This is a genomic window from Aureliella helgolandensis (assembly GCF_007752135.1).
In the GTDB taxonomy this organism is placed as follows: domain Bacteria; phylum Planctomycetota; class Planctomycetia; order Pirellulales; family Pirellulaceae; genus Aureliella; species Aureliella helgolandensis.
In genome coordinates, this window is sequence record NZ_CP036298.1 from 4,220,564 (window position 1) to 4,238,209 (window position 17,646).

Consider the following 17,646-nt stretch of genomic DNA (forward strand, 5'->3'; position numbering starts at 1 on the left):
TGCCGATAGAAATGCGCAGCTCGCTCGCCGGCCCGATTGTATCCCAGCAGGCTGTCGACAGCCGTTGCGATACCTACTCGACGCCAGATCTAGAAGATCAGACTCGCTCGATAGAGGAGTCTAGCCCTGCAAGCCGAGCGTTTTCTCCGAGAGGGGCTAATGCGGTGGTCGTCCCCAGCTGAAAATATCAGCTTCAGAGAGATAGCTGGGAGCGTCTCAAATTAGATTAGGATACTTATCCCAAGCAATCGCTGAGCTTGCCACTGTAGGGTTAGAGCAGTTCCTCAGCCCACTCGGACTGTTTAAGGCCTGCAATTCGGTCATCCTCATCGTCGTCGCCTAGGCTAGCGAAGTACCAATCGCGGCCTCCTCCGCCGGTCATAAAATCGCGTTCACCATCATCGAAGACCGTTTGCTCCGCTCCGCTGGTCTGCAGGAAATAGTCCTCATTAAGGCGGTTCGAAAACTGATCAGCGTCGCTGTTCGATCCTCGAAGATTTTCCGCTCGGTGGTCGTAACTTCGCTCCGAGGTCCATTCGCGTTGGAGAAACGACAAGGCAAGGCGGTTGTTGTCAAAGGACGTATAACCTGAAATCAACAAATCGGCGCCGCTGGAGCCCAACAGCGAATCGTTACCGCGTCCTCCAATAAGCAGGTCTCTGCCTTGCCCTCCGAACAGCAAGTCTGCCCCTTCGCCACCGATCAGAACGTCATCCCCTTTAGAGGACCTCAGAGTGTCGTTACCGGCTCCACCATGCAGAAGCATGCTGTGTGATATATTCCCGGACGCCTGCACCCAATCGTTTCCGCCGCCCGCGAACACTTCAATCTGGCTGTAATCCGCACGCTTAAAGGTTTGGGTGTGGAACCACCCTGGTAAGAAGTTGGCGGTGACATAGTGACGACTCCCCAATTGATTGATCAAGACCAGATCGGCCCCGCTTGTGCCAACGATTTGTAAGACTCCGTCGCGTACGGTAGCTCCGGTCACGAACGATTCCGCACGTGTTGATACGACGGCACCGTCGTCATCTGACACTACAATTGTCACGTCGTAGACACCAGCCTCTCCATATTCATAGTTGAATCGCTGCCGGCCGGGGGAAACATCCGTAGTTGTTTGCTGTCCGTCGCCCCAGTCGATGAACGCAGTGTGAGTATCGAGCGTACCTTCATCACTGAAGCCGAAGTTCAAGGCAACGGAACTTCCCCAACTGTTTAGGGAAACATCGTTTAGAATGGGCGCCACGTTATCGACAGTGATCATTGCGTTCTGCGTGACCCGGCCACGCGGTTGTCCGTCATCGATACTGACGATGATTTCGTAATCAGTACTTTCCAGCCCAATTGGATCATCCAAATAGGAGTGTTCAGCCGTGAAAGTCCTTGTGGTCTCATCCACGATGACGGATGAACTTTCCCCATCCCCCCAGTCAATGATGATTTCGTGGGTGTCCAACAATCCGACGTCTGTAAAGGCGCCGCTGACGCGAGCAATTCCGTTTTCTTCTATCTCCGAGGTAATCGATAGGGACTCGATAACAGGCATCGCGTTGGAGACGGTCAAGCTGAAACTCGCGTACGACACACCACCTTCGCCATCGTCGGCGGTGATCGTAACTTCGGATTCCGACATATCATCCACAGAGTCGTAGTTCCACGTCCACGACCGATCGCCGTTCGTCACGATAGTTCCGAGTGAAGCGGTGACGGACACGGTATCGGCTGGCACGTCCGTGGCCGTGATTAGCTTGGTCCACGAGCCGCCTTCAACAATCGCTACTTCCGCGGTATCCATCGTCAAAATGGGGGCTGCGTTGGAGACGGTCAAGTTGAAGCTTGCGTACGATACTCCGCCTTCACCATCATCGGCGGTGATTGTCACTTCGGTCTCAGGCAAGTCGTCCACAGCGTCGTAGCTCCAAGTCCACGAGCCGTCGCTATTCGACACGATGGTTCCGAGTGAAGCAGCTACAAGCACAGTGTCTGCTGGCACATCGGTGGCTGTGATCAGCTTGATGACTGAATCGCCTTCGTTGAGCATCACATCTGTGGTATCAACGGCTAGAATTGGTGCCGCGTTGGTAATATCGATAGTAGCCGTTGCCACATCCGACTCGCCGAAGCTATCAGTAACCCGTAGTGAAACCGTCACGCTGTTCGGTCCATCTAGCAGACTGGCATCGAAGGTGGGGAAGACACCTAGCTCATCACCTCGGGACGCATCTGCACCGGTTTCTCCAAAATAGCCATCTCCATCCAAATCCCAAGCAAGCGTAAGCGTATCTTTCGGCAAGTCTGGGTCGGTAGTCAAAGAACCGTCCAAGAGAATCGCTTGGCCCTCCTCGACCGCATACGTTCCACCTGCATTCGCAGTGGGTGGTTCGTTAAGCGCCTCGATATTCAGGTCTTGCACCGCACTTACAATTGACTGATCATTCAAAACGATGGAATATCGCAGCCGATAGAGTCCAGGCTCCGCCGGTAAATAGGAAAACGACTCCTCAGCGGAAGTTGTAATTGTTATTTGGTCTTTGGTCAGCGTCCAAGAGAAGGTTGCATCAAGCAATTCCAGTTGAGCGGGAATCGAGGCCTGTGCGGTGAAACTCTGGCCTAGGGTCGGCAAGCTGTTGAAATCGAAACGCGGCGCACGTCCATTCGAGACTTGGCGAAAACCTTGATAGACCAACTCCGTCCCTGCTGTCTCAAAAACTCCGTCTTCCGGCCCCTGGATTCTGTGCTCCACATTCGAGGCGAGTTCATTGTTCAGTGAGAGGATATCGTCAATGGCGTTGGAAGAGATGATCAACCCGCGGTTGGGTTCGTCAACACTTTGAGCGTCCACTTGCAAGTTCGTGACGACATCCGGTGCTGTTGACAAGGTGAAATTCGCGGCCGGATTCAATCGTCCATCGAGAACCACTTCGCCTGCTTGGCGAACGAGCAACTGATTACCTGCCAGCGTGACCAGCACTTCGCTGGTAGCTTGCAGGCTTTGCAATTGAAACTGAAAATCATCGTCTGCCAGAATCGTTCCCTGTGCGATCGGCTTTTGCAGGATCGCCCCGGTGGCGTTACTAAGAGACAGTTGGAACGCCTCGTCCAACTCAGCCAAGGTATCACCCAACACGGGAACACGGATGGTCTGCATCGCATCATCGCCTGGATTCCAAAGTAGGGTTCCCGAGGTCGCCACATAATCACCCTCGGCGGCGGTGGCAGATTCGTCTTGCGTAGAATAATCCACAGAAACCGGCTCATTGAAGTGTGACGAAATTGAAACCTCGAATACAGCAAACTGCGTGCCTGTGTCACCTTCGGCGATGGACGCGTCGGAGACTACGACGCGGACTGGTTCAATCACGCCGGGAGTCGCGGCGTCGGCCAACCCGTTTTGGATCGAAGAGGTGTATGTGGCCACTAGCTCGGTGGCAGTGATCTCGTCACGACCAAAGCGTCTTGCATCATCGGTGAGTGCACCCCGTGCGACGATCTTCAACTTCGTGACTGAATCAAGGAATGCGAGGTCTGCTGATACTGGGGTGGCAAACAGGGCCGCGGTGTTGACTGCGATGACTTCCGCCAAGGCTTCAGAATTTTCTTGCCCGACAACTGCGCCGATATCAGCAGCAGCGGTACGAATGAGGCCCTCAATGACCACTGGATCGGCCAGATTGAGCCGTGAACCCTCCGCGTTGATTAGGGTGGCCATACGCGTGTAGATTGCGTCACTCGCCGTCTCGGCCGTGGTACCAGCTACTTCACTCAAGAAACCTCCCGCGATAATCGCCGTGTTGTTGACTGCATTGGTGGCTGGATAGGTACGCGCGGCGACAATGTCTCCCGCTACTGTGGCAGAGATGGCTGAGCCACGCCAGTATTCGAATGTCGCAAGATGCAAACCGGATAGAACACGCTCATGTGCATCAGCGACTTCATAGCCATGGTTGTTGACCAGTTTGCTCGCTAGTGTCGTCAGTGGAGTGACAACAAAGGAACCAGCAGGTGCGGTCAATTGGGTTCGTTCGGTAATCCCGGTGGCTGGATCCATCCCGCCGAAGGCGACCAATTGAGCTTCGTCGGCATCGATGAAACCACTGGAGTCCCGGTCCATTTCGGCCGGAAAGTCCATGAGGAACGAACCGTCGCTAAAAGTGGTTACCAATGGTTCCTCGGGCTCATTGTCGCTGCGCAAGCCGTCACCATTGAGGTCAACAAAGTCGCGAATCCCGTTAAAGTTCCCGTCCAAGAATACTTCGCTTGAACTGAGGTAGCCGTTGGCAATATGCAAACTCCCAAAGGAACTCGCCGTCCAGCTATCTGCTACGGTGGCGCTATTTCCGCTTGAGCTCTGGCCGGTATCAACGGTACAACCAGTTGAAATTGCTGACGAACCATAAGAAACTCCGCTGGGACAATAGGCGGTGTTTTGATCGCTGGAGCGAATGCCTACGAACTGGTAATAGTTGTCACCAATCGCACCAAATCTGACATATTCTTCTTTGACTTTATCCCATACCACGGGTTGGCCAACAGTTGCCCTGATCTTTTCGCTTTCTTCTATTCGAAGATCGTCTAACGTGTGGATATAGAAGTACGCGTTCTTCTGATAGGCGGGGATATTGAGCCAACCGTTGCTGAGGCCGCTGGTTGTGAAGTCATTGGAGTAGGCCCTTCCACTCGCATAGGGAAAGCTGACGGGAACCCACACGCTTCGATCGGCGGCATACGGCATGGAAACACGGATCCGCAGCGAACCTCCTTCGCTGATCCAAGTCGATGTAGACGAATAGCTAGAGCTACCGGGTTGCTTGCCGCGTACCTGGGAAATCTCGGGCCTCGGGCGTTCATCAATGTCGATAAGTACGCGAGCATACTGCGAGCCATCAAGGTTCGCGTTGGTGAGGCTTGCAGTACCTACGCTCGGCCTCAGCCAAACTCCTACGGACTCCCTCCCTTCAATCACTGCATCGTTTTTCAGCTTGACCTTGATGTACGCGACCCTTTCGCCTGGCTCAATTTCCACATAGGTTGACCGTGTCTTGTAGGTGGAGTGCGCTTCTTGGACGACTTCGTAGTCAGAGCCATTTGTCGCGCTGCCATAGGTTTGGAAGGGCACGCGGGCGCGGCGATTCGAGGTTGCCGAAAGACTTACTTTGTACAGAATCGTGCCAGATCCTTCGGACACGATGCTCGAAGCTGTACTGAGTGAGACCAATGGGTCGTTGTCTTGGATGCGAATTTCGTGAGATGGAAACTTTCCAAGCTGAGCTCCGGGAATACCGGAAGTACCGAGGGACAAGTAGACCCGTTCGGTGGTTTCGTGAGCGGCGTCATCGCTCGGATTGATCGTTACGGTAACCGATGTTTCGCCAGCAGGGAGCGTAACCTCATTCGCAGGGCCGCTTAAATCGCTTGCCGTGGAGTTGTAGGTCGCCCCTGCTGTAGCGGCACTATAGGAAAGCGGGATGCTGATGTCGTTAGCAAAGGTTATCCCACCGGTTTCAATCGTTAGTTCAAAGGAGGTATTGTCCTCCCAAATGACCGTACGCTTGCTCGTGAATGTCAGCTTGGCGACATCGTCGTCCTCAATCAATAGGTTGGCGGCAATTCCAGGCCGCACAAGTTGAGCTTGGTCAGGCAGGTTGCTTCCGAACTTTACCGACACTAGCTCATCGAGTTCTCCATTGTCATCATCGCCGATGATAATTGAAAATGTGGCCTGCGTCTGATTGGCAGGTATTGTAATTGTTTCCGGACCAGAATAATCGACTCCAAAACTTGCGCTGCTGCTAGCGTAGGCAATCGGTAGCACTAAATCCGTCTCTGGAGGCTCGGAGGCGGTAACCACAATTTGAGCTGCCGCATCACCTTCTGTCACTGTAATATTGCTGGTTTCAAAATCTACCAGAATGGCGTCATTAGCTAGAATCGTACCGAGAAAGCGAGAGTAACGATGGTTGGGATGGAAGCCCTGCCCACTGCTTCCCATCTGGACGGAAAACGATGACTGTGGTTCGGAGAGTTCATCGTCGGTCACTGTCGCAGATACCGATCCTGCCAAGCTGCCCGCAGGTATCACGACGATGTTGCTGGCGAAGCTGTAATTAGGGTTGCTCGGTGAGAAGAGCAGTGGAACCACTACATCCACCTGGGCTAAATTGCTTAGCTTGACGGATAACTCAAACTCGTCGCCTTCATTTAAGACACGCGAAGTCGGGCTGAATGCCAACGTTGGTCGCAAGTCTCCATCGTCGAAGATAGTCGCGTTGAATTGGCTAAGTTGGCTGTCGCTGGTGACGCGGGCTTCTTCGAGTGTTTCCGGGAAGCGTAAGGCAAGTCTCTCCAATGTAGGTTCGAATGCAGTATCGTTTAACGTATTAAACTCCAAAATCGCGGTCGTCTGATTGGCGGGGAAAACTAATACTCTACTACTTAGACGGAAATCGCTATCGATCGTTGCGGTCGAAGACGACAGATCCAGCGGAATCTCAGTCCTGACCGGAAACGGCCTATTTAACTGGACGATGATCGGCTGAATTCGGTAGGGTTCGCGTTCGAGTGCGCTGAAGTCGCGAGTGGAAAAGCTGATCGTAGGTCGATTGTCTGGAACAGTGATTGCCAAGTCTTCGACAGAAACATCAATGTTGCGAGTCGAAGTGCCGCCGTCGCCATCGCTTACCTTGACGCTGACGGTGTAGTTCAGCGTAGATTGGGAGGCAATGGCATATAGATGATCGAGAACCACTCCGCGCTCGCCGTCGGACAGTTCAATGGTTTGGACCGGTGATCCATCACCAAAATTGATTTCGACTGAGTGCGTGTCGAGTATTCCAGGATCGGAGAAAGAGACTGGAAGATTTAGGTGTGCGTAGTTGTAGGCTTTAAGATTCTGTGGAGCCTGCGGCGCGAGAGTGGGGCTCGTGTTGTGAGTCGTGATAGGTGCTTCCGTGTGGGATGCGTTGCCTTCAGTGTCCGTAACACGCAAACCTACCAAATTTGCGTGAGGGCCATCGGGGCGAGAATAGCTGACTTGTTCTCCAACTGCGTCGACGTCGAAGACTCCATCCACGAAGTCAAAGTCCCATTCGAATAGTAGTAAAGCGTTGCTATCTTCAAAGTCCGACGATCCGCTTGCATCCAGCGTAATGGTCGTACCCTCATCGAGTGTGTATTCGCCGCCCGCGATCGCGATTGGGGCAAACTCATCGTTGAAGATGGTCAGAGTCGCGGTGGGGTGAATTTTCCCCGGAAAACCGTAGTCACTAAAATTCGAAAGCGATAGTTCCGCTGTCTCATCGCTCTCGACCTGACGCTCCCCCAGAATCGTGATGGGAACCGTCTTGGTCAGTTCTCCAGGCGCGAAGCTGACGGTGATTGGCTCGGACGCAAAATCACTGCCAGATGTTGCGGTACCAGAACTCACGATTACGTCGACCGAAGTCGGAATCGAAGTCTCCACCGAGCGATTGATGGTGACAAAATTGGTCACCGCGAGTGTATCACCTTCGATAGTTTCGTAGCTAGACGCTGAGAAATCATAGATCGGATTCTTCACATTGGTCGTCGTTAGAACCACATCGTTGCCCGTCATGCCGTCCACTCCCAAGTAGGAAATGCGTGCATTGAGCGACGAACCAAGGAAGTTTTCCATGATCGCGCCCTCCGGCAAGCCAGTGAACGAGCCAGTAATTGGTTGAGTTCCGTTGTTCTCCACGATGACATACTGAAAATCTTCAAGCGGAGCGTAGCCGTTTGACGTTGTGAGGTCCAAGGTGACATCGTTGTCAATCGTCAGACTACCACTGACCCAAACTTGATCGTGGTTGGATGCTGCTTCCCCGGGTGCGTCGCCATTCACTTCCACCGAGAATGACGAACCACCGCCCAATTGCAAATCACCAGCCACATCAAGAATCCCTGGCGATTGGCCTGGAGCAATTTGACCCACTAGAGTCAATCGGTTGGTCCCTAGGTTGAAGTCCGTTCCGCTGGTATCGTGAATCACAGTTCCCACGATGGTCACATCGTCGCTGAACGTGGCGGTTTTGATTTCAATAGCGCCGGTTTGCGAGTCACCGAAGGTGAGCGATGCAAAGCCATCGGTAAGTGCAGCCAGCGTTTCATCCGAGAGGCTCAATTGGCCCGCTCCGCCGCCCAGCCCCATACTAGCTCCTGGCGTCAAAGGGGCTATCGTCAGGTCACCGGGGGACTGAATGGCGGCCCCAAAGAGGATTGCCAAGTCGTCTGTTTTGAGTGAGAGACGGCCGGAAGTAGGCCCAACTTGGGCCCAGTACACGTAGACTTTCGGGCTTTCAATTTCAATCGCTCCGTCCGCCGCTGTCAGTTCCAGGTTAGGATCCCGCAACGCGATGTACGAGTTCACACCGATGATGCGAATGTCCGCTGCATGTTGACCTGTACCGGTTGAGGAAATCGATGGCGTGCCGGGATTGTTCGTGGTGTAATAGTAGGCGGAAACGCCGGGGCCCGATTCGCTTTGCCCGCGTAACTCAATGTCCCCGTCGATACTAGTGATCGTGTAATTCTGCACGGCCGAGTCAGCTTCTAAATGGATTCCCGGTTGGTTGCCGCGGCCGGTTCCATCGAGCAAGATCTGAGCGGCGTTTACTCCACGACCGGTTGAGGAAATCTCTCCCCAGTTGTACGACTCGATACCACGCGAGTTGTTGTTACCAGCGACTCCCGTGAGGACAATATTCCCATAGGCACTAGTAAGAATGCCGTCGGAACTGTTCAGCTCGATGCCGTTGTTCAAATTGGTGATACCGTCTCCTGTACCGTGGATCGAAATGGTAGCAGCATTGGAAGTCGTACCGGTGGAAGCAAATACGATACCCGAGCCCGCCACTAGGACTCCCTTGCTGCTCCACCAGTGGCTGGGCGAGGTGCCTTGGACCGTACCGCCCTGTCCCTTGATGGCGATATCGCCGTCGCGGCTTTCAAGGGTCGTTCCCGTTCTAATTTGAATACCGTGTGGTGACGTGCCGCCGCCGCCGGTACCGTCCAACGTGATCTTGCCCGCATCCATTCCCAGCCCAAGTGACTTCAGCTCTGTGGATGCAAGATTGATCCCCGTGTTGGAGCCTCCGGCGCCGCTGCCACCGTGGCCCATAACCGAGATGTCACCGGTAGTCGCAGTGATGCTTACATTTTCAATTTCCGAACCAGAATTGCCGCTCCCCTGACCGTTTCCACCGGTTCCAATCAGTGAAATATTTCCTAAGTCAGGGGTAGTACTCGAGGATACGATCGATAGCTTGCGGAGATATAAGCCTTTGCCTGAAGACGAGCTTTCGCCACCGGTTCCGCGCATTTCAATGTCGCCATCCACGGTCGAGATGACGCCAGTGTCTTTTCCGTCGGCATTAATGCCATACGCGGCTGCGCTACCTCCGTCGCCACCGGTACCCACGATGCTGATGGAGGCGGCATGGGCACCAACTCCAGTGCTACGAATGTACTGAAATCCTGTGTCAAGCTCGACGCCATATCCGCCGTCGCTACCCGTTCCGACGATGGAGATATCACCATCGATCGATTCGATGGCTCCACTGGCCCAAAAGCGGACCCCACCAAGATTGCTAGTCCCCTGACCGATAATGGAGATGGTTCCAGCATTGACGCCTACGCCCGTTGATTGAATCGTACTGGTGATCAAGGAATAGCCCAGTTGCGTGGCTGCTGGATCGTACTGATTCTGGATTGTGACAGGACCGTCTACTGTCGAGATCAGGCCTGAGACTCTCACTTGATGCGAGTGGTTGTCTCCGATTTGAATCGCTGCCGCATTTGTACCAGTACCGGTGGAATGAATTCCACCGGCAGTCACCATCGACCCGGTAACCGTAATATTGCCAGTCCTCGACGCGATTGAGCCGCCGGCATTTGCCCGGCCATTCAAACCGGTGGCTTCGACGGTGAAGCTGCCCATCCCGGTTGACTGGAATGTACCCGAGAACGTGCTTCCTGGTGCGACGGAGGAAAAGTCTCCGTCGACGGTCGTGACGACGCCGACGAGTGAAACGCTGCTACCGCTGAAATTTAGATCGGCCGCCAGAGGCGATGTACCGTTGGATGCAACATGGGTGCGAAGGAGGTAGATGCCTGTGCCACTTGTCGCATGGCCGGTTACGTCGACGTTCCCAGTCATGCTTGACAGCGAGCCATCGAGGAGATGGACTCCGTAACCATTGCGACCGCTGTCTCCGCCCGTACCGCTGATTGAAATGGTAGCCGCTGCGGCTGTCGTACCCGTCGATTCGATCGCTACACTTCCGAGTACCACCCCGCGGTTTTCGCTGTAGCGGTCAGCTGCATCGGTGCGATCGCCACCGCTGCCAGTAATCGAGATTTCTCCGTCGACGCTGCGAATTGCAGAGGACCCAACGCCTGAGACGTGGATACCATCATTGTCGCGTGATCCGTCGCCTCCGGTACCGGTGAGCGTGATGTTGGCGGCATCCGGCCCCGTTCCCATCGATTCGATTGCCCCAAAGTTACTGAGATAAATTCCCCTGTTGGCACTGCCCACCCCATTTCCGGCCACTCCAGTGAACGTCACGTTGCCATCGACGCTGGAAATTCCGGTACTCAGGTCGCTGATGGATACGCCTAAACCGCGGTCTGCTGCTGTACCCGAGATGATGATCTCACCGGCAAATTCTCCCGTCCCCGTGGACGCGATTCTGTCAAAACCTTCCATCAGAATGCCGCTGCTGCCTCCAGTCCCTGGACCAGCAATACCGTTGATGTCGATATCTCCGTCAATAGTGGTCAATGAGTAGTTTCCGCTCACAAAATGAACACCACTTGCCCCGACGGTCGCACTGACCAAGCCAGTGCCCGTGAGCGAAATATTGCCGGCATCAGCTCCTGTACCCGCTGATGCAAATCCGCCCCTGATGCTTAGCCCCAGTCCGCTCCTTGCCGGACCACTCTGTCCAATACCACTGACACTGATATCCCCATCGACCGTCGACCAACTACCTCCCGTAAGTGTGCCGATTCCGTGACCTTCCCTGCCCGCAGTTCCGTTCACCGTAATGTTGCCCGCAGACGCTCCCACTCCAGTCGATGACACGAGCGCACTGACCGAGACGCCACTCCGGTAGTCTCCAATTCCAAGCCCTCCGTCCCCGCTAATTCTGATGTCACCGTCGATCGTTTCCAACGCGGTAGCGATTCCACCGATCACCACCGCTGAACTCGAACCGATCGCTTGGCCCGTGCCAAGTTGCCCAAGAATGGTGATATTGCCTGCGTCGCTTCCGCTACCCGTTGACCTGATTCCGTCGATGTTTTGGATATCCACCCCGCGCTGGCTCGAGAGTGTGTCCGCGTTTCCACCACGCCCCGAAATGGAAATATCACCATCAATCGTTGTGATGGAGACATCGCTACCGGACATTTGCACTCCCGTTTCAGATCCTTTCACGTCGGGTGCTAGGCCGTCGATCACGATATTCGCTGCCCCCGGCCCCGTTCCTGTCGATTCGATCTCGAGCCCGGCCAAGTAGACTCCGATACTGTTCGACGCCGTCATGGTGTCGGTTCGAAAACCGCCGCTACCGCTAATCATGATGTCACCGTAAGCGCTCGACAACGAGTTGCCGGCATCTCGGGTGTGGACACCCCAGCTCGATGAGTTGTGAGACGCGCCTACACCTTGCTTGCCGAAGCCATTGATGGAAATTGAACCAGCGCCGGCAAGCGCGCTCGTGGATTGGATGGTTGAGCCCCCTTCGATGCCGACTCCTGCGTCGAACCCATTGCTGCTGTAGCCGCCGGTGCCTTCCAACAAAATTGCTCCCACGCCAGTGGTAGAGAGTGTTGCGCCGACTAGGTTCAAACTGTACTGATCTCCGTTGATTGAGCCATCTCGATTCGCCGTTAGCTCGATTCCACCATCGACAGTGTTGATCGATGCCCCCGCATCGACCAGGATCGTCTCAGCCGCGAACAGACTGATCGCACCATCGGTCGTCGAAATATTCACTCCCGGTGATATGGTGATTTCGCCGACACTGAAATTCAGCGCCGCAGTGGCAAAATCAAAGCTTTCGGTGCCCTGAAAGTAGATGCGATCATTGTCACCAACGTCATTGAAGGTAAGCGAGCTGATGTCACCGAGCAGCCGCGCCTGCTCGCCCGCAGTCACTGAATCCAAGTCGCGATTGCTGGCGAAAGCAGGCTGATCGCCCAAGTTGTGTTGCAGATAGCCATCCACGACCGAAAATTGGATGGAGTCCCGCGTTGCGTCGCCGGAAAAGGCAACGTGATTGTCGACTCCCAGCGGATCGGTGGTCACCGTCAGCAGACGCCGATCTTCAAGTGTTTCAATCAGTGCTCGTCGTACCCTGGAGCGTTGAGACCTCCGACTGCCTGCCGTGCCGCGTAATGCTGCTTTGGTGCCGCTGGAACGAGCTTTGCGGAATTCATGGAAGCTTCTGCGGAGTTGTTGACCGCGCTGATAAACGGACATGAAAAACCTTGGATTCGAGTGCTATTGCGGGTGGGAGAAAACAGCAACGCACCCTGCTGCAGCAGGGGCGCGGGTTATTCAAGGCATTGCTGCTCCATAAGTACCATGCGTAAAGCGGCGGTGACGGTCCCAAAAACTTCCAAACTTCTTTCTGCAGAATGAACATTCCAAGCGCGCATACACGCCGCCCGATGGACCATCATGCTTCCAGGCGACTTTTCACAGGTGCCGCAGCCAAATCTTCAACTGGGGCACAATACTTCAGCTGTCGCCAGCGACTTGAACCAAACGTGGGAATGGTCAAGAGCGGGTTCAAGCGGCCCAACGTTCGGGTCGTCGTCAACTTGGTTCCGGCCAAGCATCCGAAGCAAGCAGCCACTTTTGATTTGCCCAGCTCACTTGGCATTCTGGCGTCGAGCAGCCAGTTGGTGGCGGGTTATTTACAGCAGCCTGTGGGCATAAAGAGAACTGGCTTTAGAGGGGCATACGCGGAATAGCGATGGACCTCTTGCCGATGGTCAGCTGTGCTAGTGAGGCAGCGCCCAAGGGGCTACGGGTGCCGGCCGAGAATGCTTGTGAAGTTGCAGGGGTTGATGGAAACGACGTCATCCCAGTTCTACCTTGACCGTGCGACTCCTGCATGAAGCTTATGACCCACTTGAGATAGCGCATTCCATTGGAATGCGCTCCATGAGCAATGCGTTCGCTTGCCATGGAGCAAACACATTGGATGCAAACGTGATTATAGATTTTCAACACCCGCAACGTCGATTCGACGTCTGATCGGTGGATGCTACGCCCCTTCATAGGCGGCCAAACCTTAGTGGTCCCTAGCCCTACAAGCGATTCTTGAGGTGCGTGATCGAAAGGTTGAAGGATCCCGGTCATTGCGAGCCCAATCGAATGCAGCAAGAAACGTCACAATGCGATGATGGAATGCTCAAACTCTCCGCTAGAAATAAGCTATGCTATCAGCAATGCCGTGGAGGACAGAGCACTGCGGGGAAGCAACGCGAGCGACGCAACGTTGCCGTTGTCAGACAATCGTGGAGGTCAGTATGAGCCCTCGTCAGCCACTTTGATTTCAGCGCAATAGCTAGATTGTAAAAGGCCCCCAATACTTAAAATCCAGAGGCTAGCCCCCGTTCCGTCTAGAGAACCTGAAATCCACTTTATTAATACGCTATTCTCGAACCACGTTATCACATCTTTGGCTGCCCCCCGCAGAGATGACCATTCGAAATGGTGGGCCTGAGCTCGCAGTACATTTTCGGGCTCACAGACTCCAAGGGCGTAGAGTTGGAAGGGTGCCAAGACTTACAGATCGTCTGCCCCCAACATCCCCTGGCAAGGACTCCTGGTCCTTCGTTGCGGTCCTTCGTTGCGCATGACAACCCTTGCCGCTTGGAACTGCAGATCGTCCAACCGTTCCCAAGCATAGGCAGCACAGAGAGACATCATCATCCCCAACCGTCGGTAGTCAGGACCAGGGAGTGAGAGAGAATGCTGATGGCTCGCACGAAATCTACATCGCACCGAAGTCGCCGGCGGGCCAGGAAGGCAACTGGCAGGAGATCATGTGCTCAAACCCGCGACTATACGGCACGATGCAACGTGTTCGGGAATTTTTGCTGGAACACCTCTTACGCTTACTTTACACCATTCGTACCGGGCACTTATCTCCCACTCAGCACCACCCATTAGGTTCTTCGATTAACTCGAATTTTCCAGGGGGCGCAATTCGGGTAGCATGATTCGTTGCAACTTTTCCGAAGGAGAGTCCATCGACAATACGCTTCTAGTGACACTCTGCACAACCACTCTTGCTTGAATGCTAAAGTTCACAAACCTTCAACACCAGCCAACCATTGATTGAATGAGAAACATGAAACGCAACACCCTACGCCAGACCTCAATGGTCTTCGCGATTGCAAGCCTCCTGCTAAATGCAATCGCCGCCCAGCCCCTGTTTGCCCAGGAGACGTCAGCGATCCCGACGTCCATCTTAACGCCCGACGTCGTGGAGACCAGCCTCGGCGAACTAACCTTCGAGGACGGTGCACCGACCGCGGAAACCGCTAAACTCGTCACCGACGTACTCACCTTCACCAACGGCCTGAACGCCTATAACAACAGCTTCCGAGGCGCTTCCGCACTGGGCATCCAAAAAGGCTTCGAAAGTATCGGCGCCGGATTCAACGACGTCGTAATCTTCTCGAATCTGATGGACTCGTCTTCCATCTTCCTAACTGCCAACGCCGACACCGTGTACTACCTCTCCGTCGTCGATCTGAGCAAGGGACCGATGGTGATTGAACAACCGCCCAAGGGGGTCGGTACCATCAACGACATGTGGTTCTCATGGATCATCGACATCGGCTTCCCCGGCCCCGATCGCGGCGAAGGTGGCAAGTACCTAATCGTCCCTCCCGGCTATGACGGTTCGCTCCCGGACAGCGGTTTTCACGTCGCCCATTCCCAAACCAACCGCGTCCTCTACGCGTCCCGCGCCTATCTGGAAAAAAACGATCCCAAGCCCGTGGTCGAGATGATTAAGCAGACTTTGAAGATCTATCCGTTCACCCCTGGCGGATACGGCACCAGCATCGCCACCGCGCTGGAAGGCGGCGTCCGTCTCGGAAAGAGCCCGACAGTCCCCGAAACCAAGTTTATCGATGCCAGCGGGAAGGCATTCAACACTGTCCCGCCCAGCGATTTCGGTTTCTTCGAAATGATCAACGAGAATGTTCAGAACGAGCCAGCCACCAGCTACGATGTCGAACTCGCCGGCCAACTCGCCGCCATCGGTATCGTCCATGGCAAGCCCTTCGCGCCCGCCGCCAACACCAAGCGGATCCTCACCGATGCCGCCAAATTTGGCAACGCCACCGGCCGTGTCCTCAACTGGCGATATGCCGTCACCCACCCGGATTGGAACTACTATGACAATGCGAACTGGGGCAACATGCTCTGGCAGGGTGGATTTAACTTTGAGACGCCACCGCCAATGATCACCCAGGAAGGCACCTTCAAACAGAACCCACCGACCGGTGCCCGCACGCTGGATTCACGCACCGCCTTTTACTTCGGCTACACCCTCGATTCCCCCGGCATGATCATGCGTCTACCCGGTGTCGGATCGCAGTACCTAATGGGCTTCCTCGATTCGCAAGATAGGCCCTTCGACGGCGGCAAAACCTATAGTGTCACCCTGCCCAAGAACATTCCTGCCGCTGCGTTCTGGTCCTTCACCGTCTACGACAACCAGAGCCGCTCAATGCTTGCCACCCCGCAGAAATACCCCCGCGCCGGCAGCCAGACCTATCCGTCTCCTTCCGCGAAAGAAAACGCTGACGGCTCCACTACTATCTACTTCGGTCCGAAACAACCGGAAGGAGTCGAACGCGGCAACTGGATCCAGACCGTGCCCAACAAAGGCTGGTTCACCATCCTGCGCCTCTACAGCCCGCTGGAGTCATTCTTCACCAAGCAGTGGCAGCCGAGTGAGATTGGCCTGGTGAACTAAGTTTCCGTAATGAACCAGGTAGGTCGCTCGCTTGAGGAGGTCCGCGTCTTTCTTATTTCTTAAGAAATAGATAAAGAACACTATCACAAACTCGAGGGCGACCATCCACCTTGCTGCGAGCAGCCTTGTGTTACCCCTGTTCGCAGTCGCCATACGCAGCCCCGCCCAGGCAGGAGTGAAGGATAGGATCGCGGCCTATGAGGCAGGCAATCTACCTTTGGCCGTTAAGGAATTTGGCGAGGCGGCGGAACAGGGCGATGCCGATTGCCAGTTCAATTTGGCCCTGATGTATGAGCAAGGAATGGGGGTAGCCAAAGACGAGAATGTAGCGGTTGTCTGGTATCGCAAATCCGACGAGCAAGGAAATTCAAACGCGCAATTCATTTTGGGCGTGCTTTGCGAAAATGGTCGAGGTACCGCCATCGAGTTTCATCAAGCCAATCGATGGTATCGCAAGGCGGCCGATCAAGGCGATGCGTTTGCCATTGGCAATCTGGGCATGCTGTATCTGCGGGGCGGTGGTGTGAAGGTCGATACAATCGCTAGTGTGGCACTGCTGTTGCGGTCCGTGATGCTGGACAATTCACCTGCAAACCATGCCAAACAGAATATCTCCCAAAGCAAGGGATTGACCGTCCAGATTATCACTGCGTCTCAGAAGCTGTCCTGGGAGCTGAAGAAGGCTAAAGATCTTCTGGTGCCTCTGGACAAATACTTAGAAAGTACTAACACTTCCACCGCCAAATTGAAACAGCTTGGCGCCAGCGAGCTATGCGTTACGAACAGTCCGTGAAACCAAGCAAATCAAGCTTCCCCCTCCTGCCCTCGCGATCGCAGGCGTCGCCAAAGCCCGCGGGTAAGATCCACTTCCTGAGAGGAATGCTGGTCCGGCGAAATAGTCGCTCATTGCCTTTGCTGGCAAGTAACGAAGCAAGTTGGCACCGATATCGAAGGACAACGATCGCGTAAGAAGAAGGGAATGCTCTTAGATACGGAACTGGCTCTCCCCGCTTCCTGAATTGACTATGGGGATCCAGGAACAATGTGCCAAATGAACCTGCAAGTAACATGACACATCAGCTACCGACCATAGGCAGTAAAAAAACGCAAACACACGATCCTATGAGGTGTTTGCGCTTTGATCGCTGTTTCGATTGCAGCTGAGTACGTGATTGCCCCTATACTTTGGAAGACATTCGCACGTCACGATCCCAGTTTCGACGAGAGTCTGCGAATTACGCGAACAAGGGATGGGCATCCCGGTGATGCGCTGAACGTGGGCTTCATCGGTACAGAATCGCAGCGCACGAACCTCATGAAGAACGCTAGTTGGTTTCCCGCCTCCGCCTTAGTTCCAGTTTTGCACTTTGGAGAATTGATATTGGCACGAAAAAGGCGGCCCGCGACCATAGAGATTGAACCTCTTGGCTTTCAATTTCATGGTTCTTCGGAATTTGGAGGGTGCGTGCACGGAACGTCCGAAGCGAAGTGCCCTTGGATGCAGGCTTCGGCTAGTTACCTGAACTCCTGATCTATCCCGCCGCGTTCAACGGTTTCTAAGAAAAGCTGGGACGCCTTTCGCTACTATAGGGCTTTCGGGGCATTGCACTTCTTT

Annotated in this window: 5 protein-coding genes; 4 read left to right on the plus strand and 1 reads right to left on the minus strand. The window is 54.5% G+C overall.

Annotated features, from left to right (window positions below):
* Nucleotides 1-271: 271 nt before the first annotated feature.
* Nucleotides 272-12,505 (minus strand): Calx-beta domain-containing protein, encoded by a 12,234-nt coding sequence (locus tag Q31a_RS15010; RefSeq protein ID WP_145079357.1) that lies wholly within the window; start codon nucleotides 12,503-12,505, stop codon nucleotides 272-274.
* A 296-nt stretch (nucleotides 12,506-12,801) separates the two neighbouring features.
* Between Q31a_RS15010 and Q31a_RS31420 the strand changes: the two genes are divergently transcribed.
* The 4 genes from Q31a_RS31420 to Q31a_RS31425 all read left to right on the plus strand — a co-directional run bounded on the left by Q31a_RS31420 (nucleotide 12,802) and on the right by Q31a_RS31425 (nucleotide 17,562).
* Nucleotides 12,802-13,002 carry a magnesium chelatase domain-containing protein gene (locus Q31a_RS31420; RefSeq protein ID WP_391575335.1) on the plus strand — a complete coding sequence of 67 codons (201 nt, stop codon included), beginning with the start codon at nucleotides 12,802-12,804 and terminating at the stop codon, nucleotides 13,000-13,002.
* A gap of 1,388 nt (nucleotides 13,003-14,390) precedes the next feature.
* Complete coding sequence (locus tag Q31a_RS15020; RefSeq protein ID WP_145079363.1) at nucleotides 14,391-16,031, plus strand: DUF1254 domain-containing protein; 1,641 nt, start codon at nucleotides 14,391-14,393, stop codon at nucleotides 16,029-16,031.
* A 127-nt stretch (nucleotides 16,032-16,158) separates the two neighbouring features.
* Complete coding sequence (locus tag Q31a_RS15025; RefSeq protein WP_197355294.1) at nucleotides 16,159-16,824, plus strand: tetratricopeptide repeat protein; 666 nt, start codon at nucleotides 16,159-16,161, stop codon at nucleotides 16,822-16,824.
* 375 nt (nucleotides 16,825-17,199) lie between these two features.
* Nucleotides 17,200-17,562, plus strand: coding sequence for an LssY C-terminal domain-containing protein (locus Q31a_RS31425; protein WP_391575296.1), 363 nt, complete (start codon nucleotides 17,200-17,202; stop codon nucleotides 17,560-17,562).
* Nucleotides 17,563-17,646: the final 84 nt, after the last annotated feature.

Coding starts and splice junctions, on each gene's coding strand:
- Q31a_RS15010 (WP_145079357.1), bottom strand. CDS start 12,505: ATGTCCGTTTATCAGCGCGGTCAACAACTCCGCAGAAGCTTCCATGAA.
- Q31a_RS31420 (WP_391575335.1), top strand. CDS start 12,802: ATGGTCAAGAGCGGGTTCAAGCGGCCCAACGTTCGGGTCGTCGTCAAC.
- Q31a_RS15020 (WP_145079363.1), top strand. CDS start 14,391: ATGAAACGCAACACCCTACGCCAGACCTCAATGGTCTTCGCGATTGCA.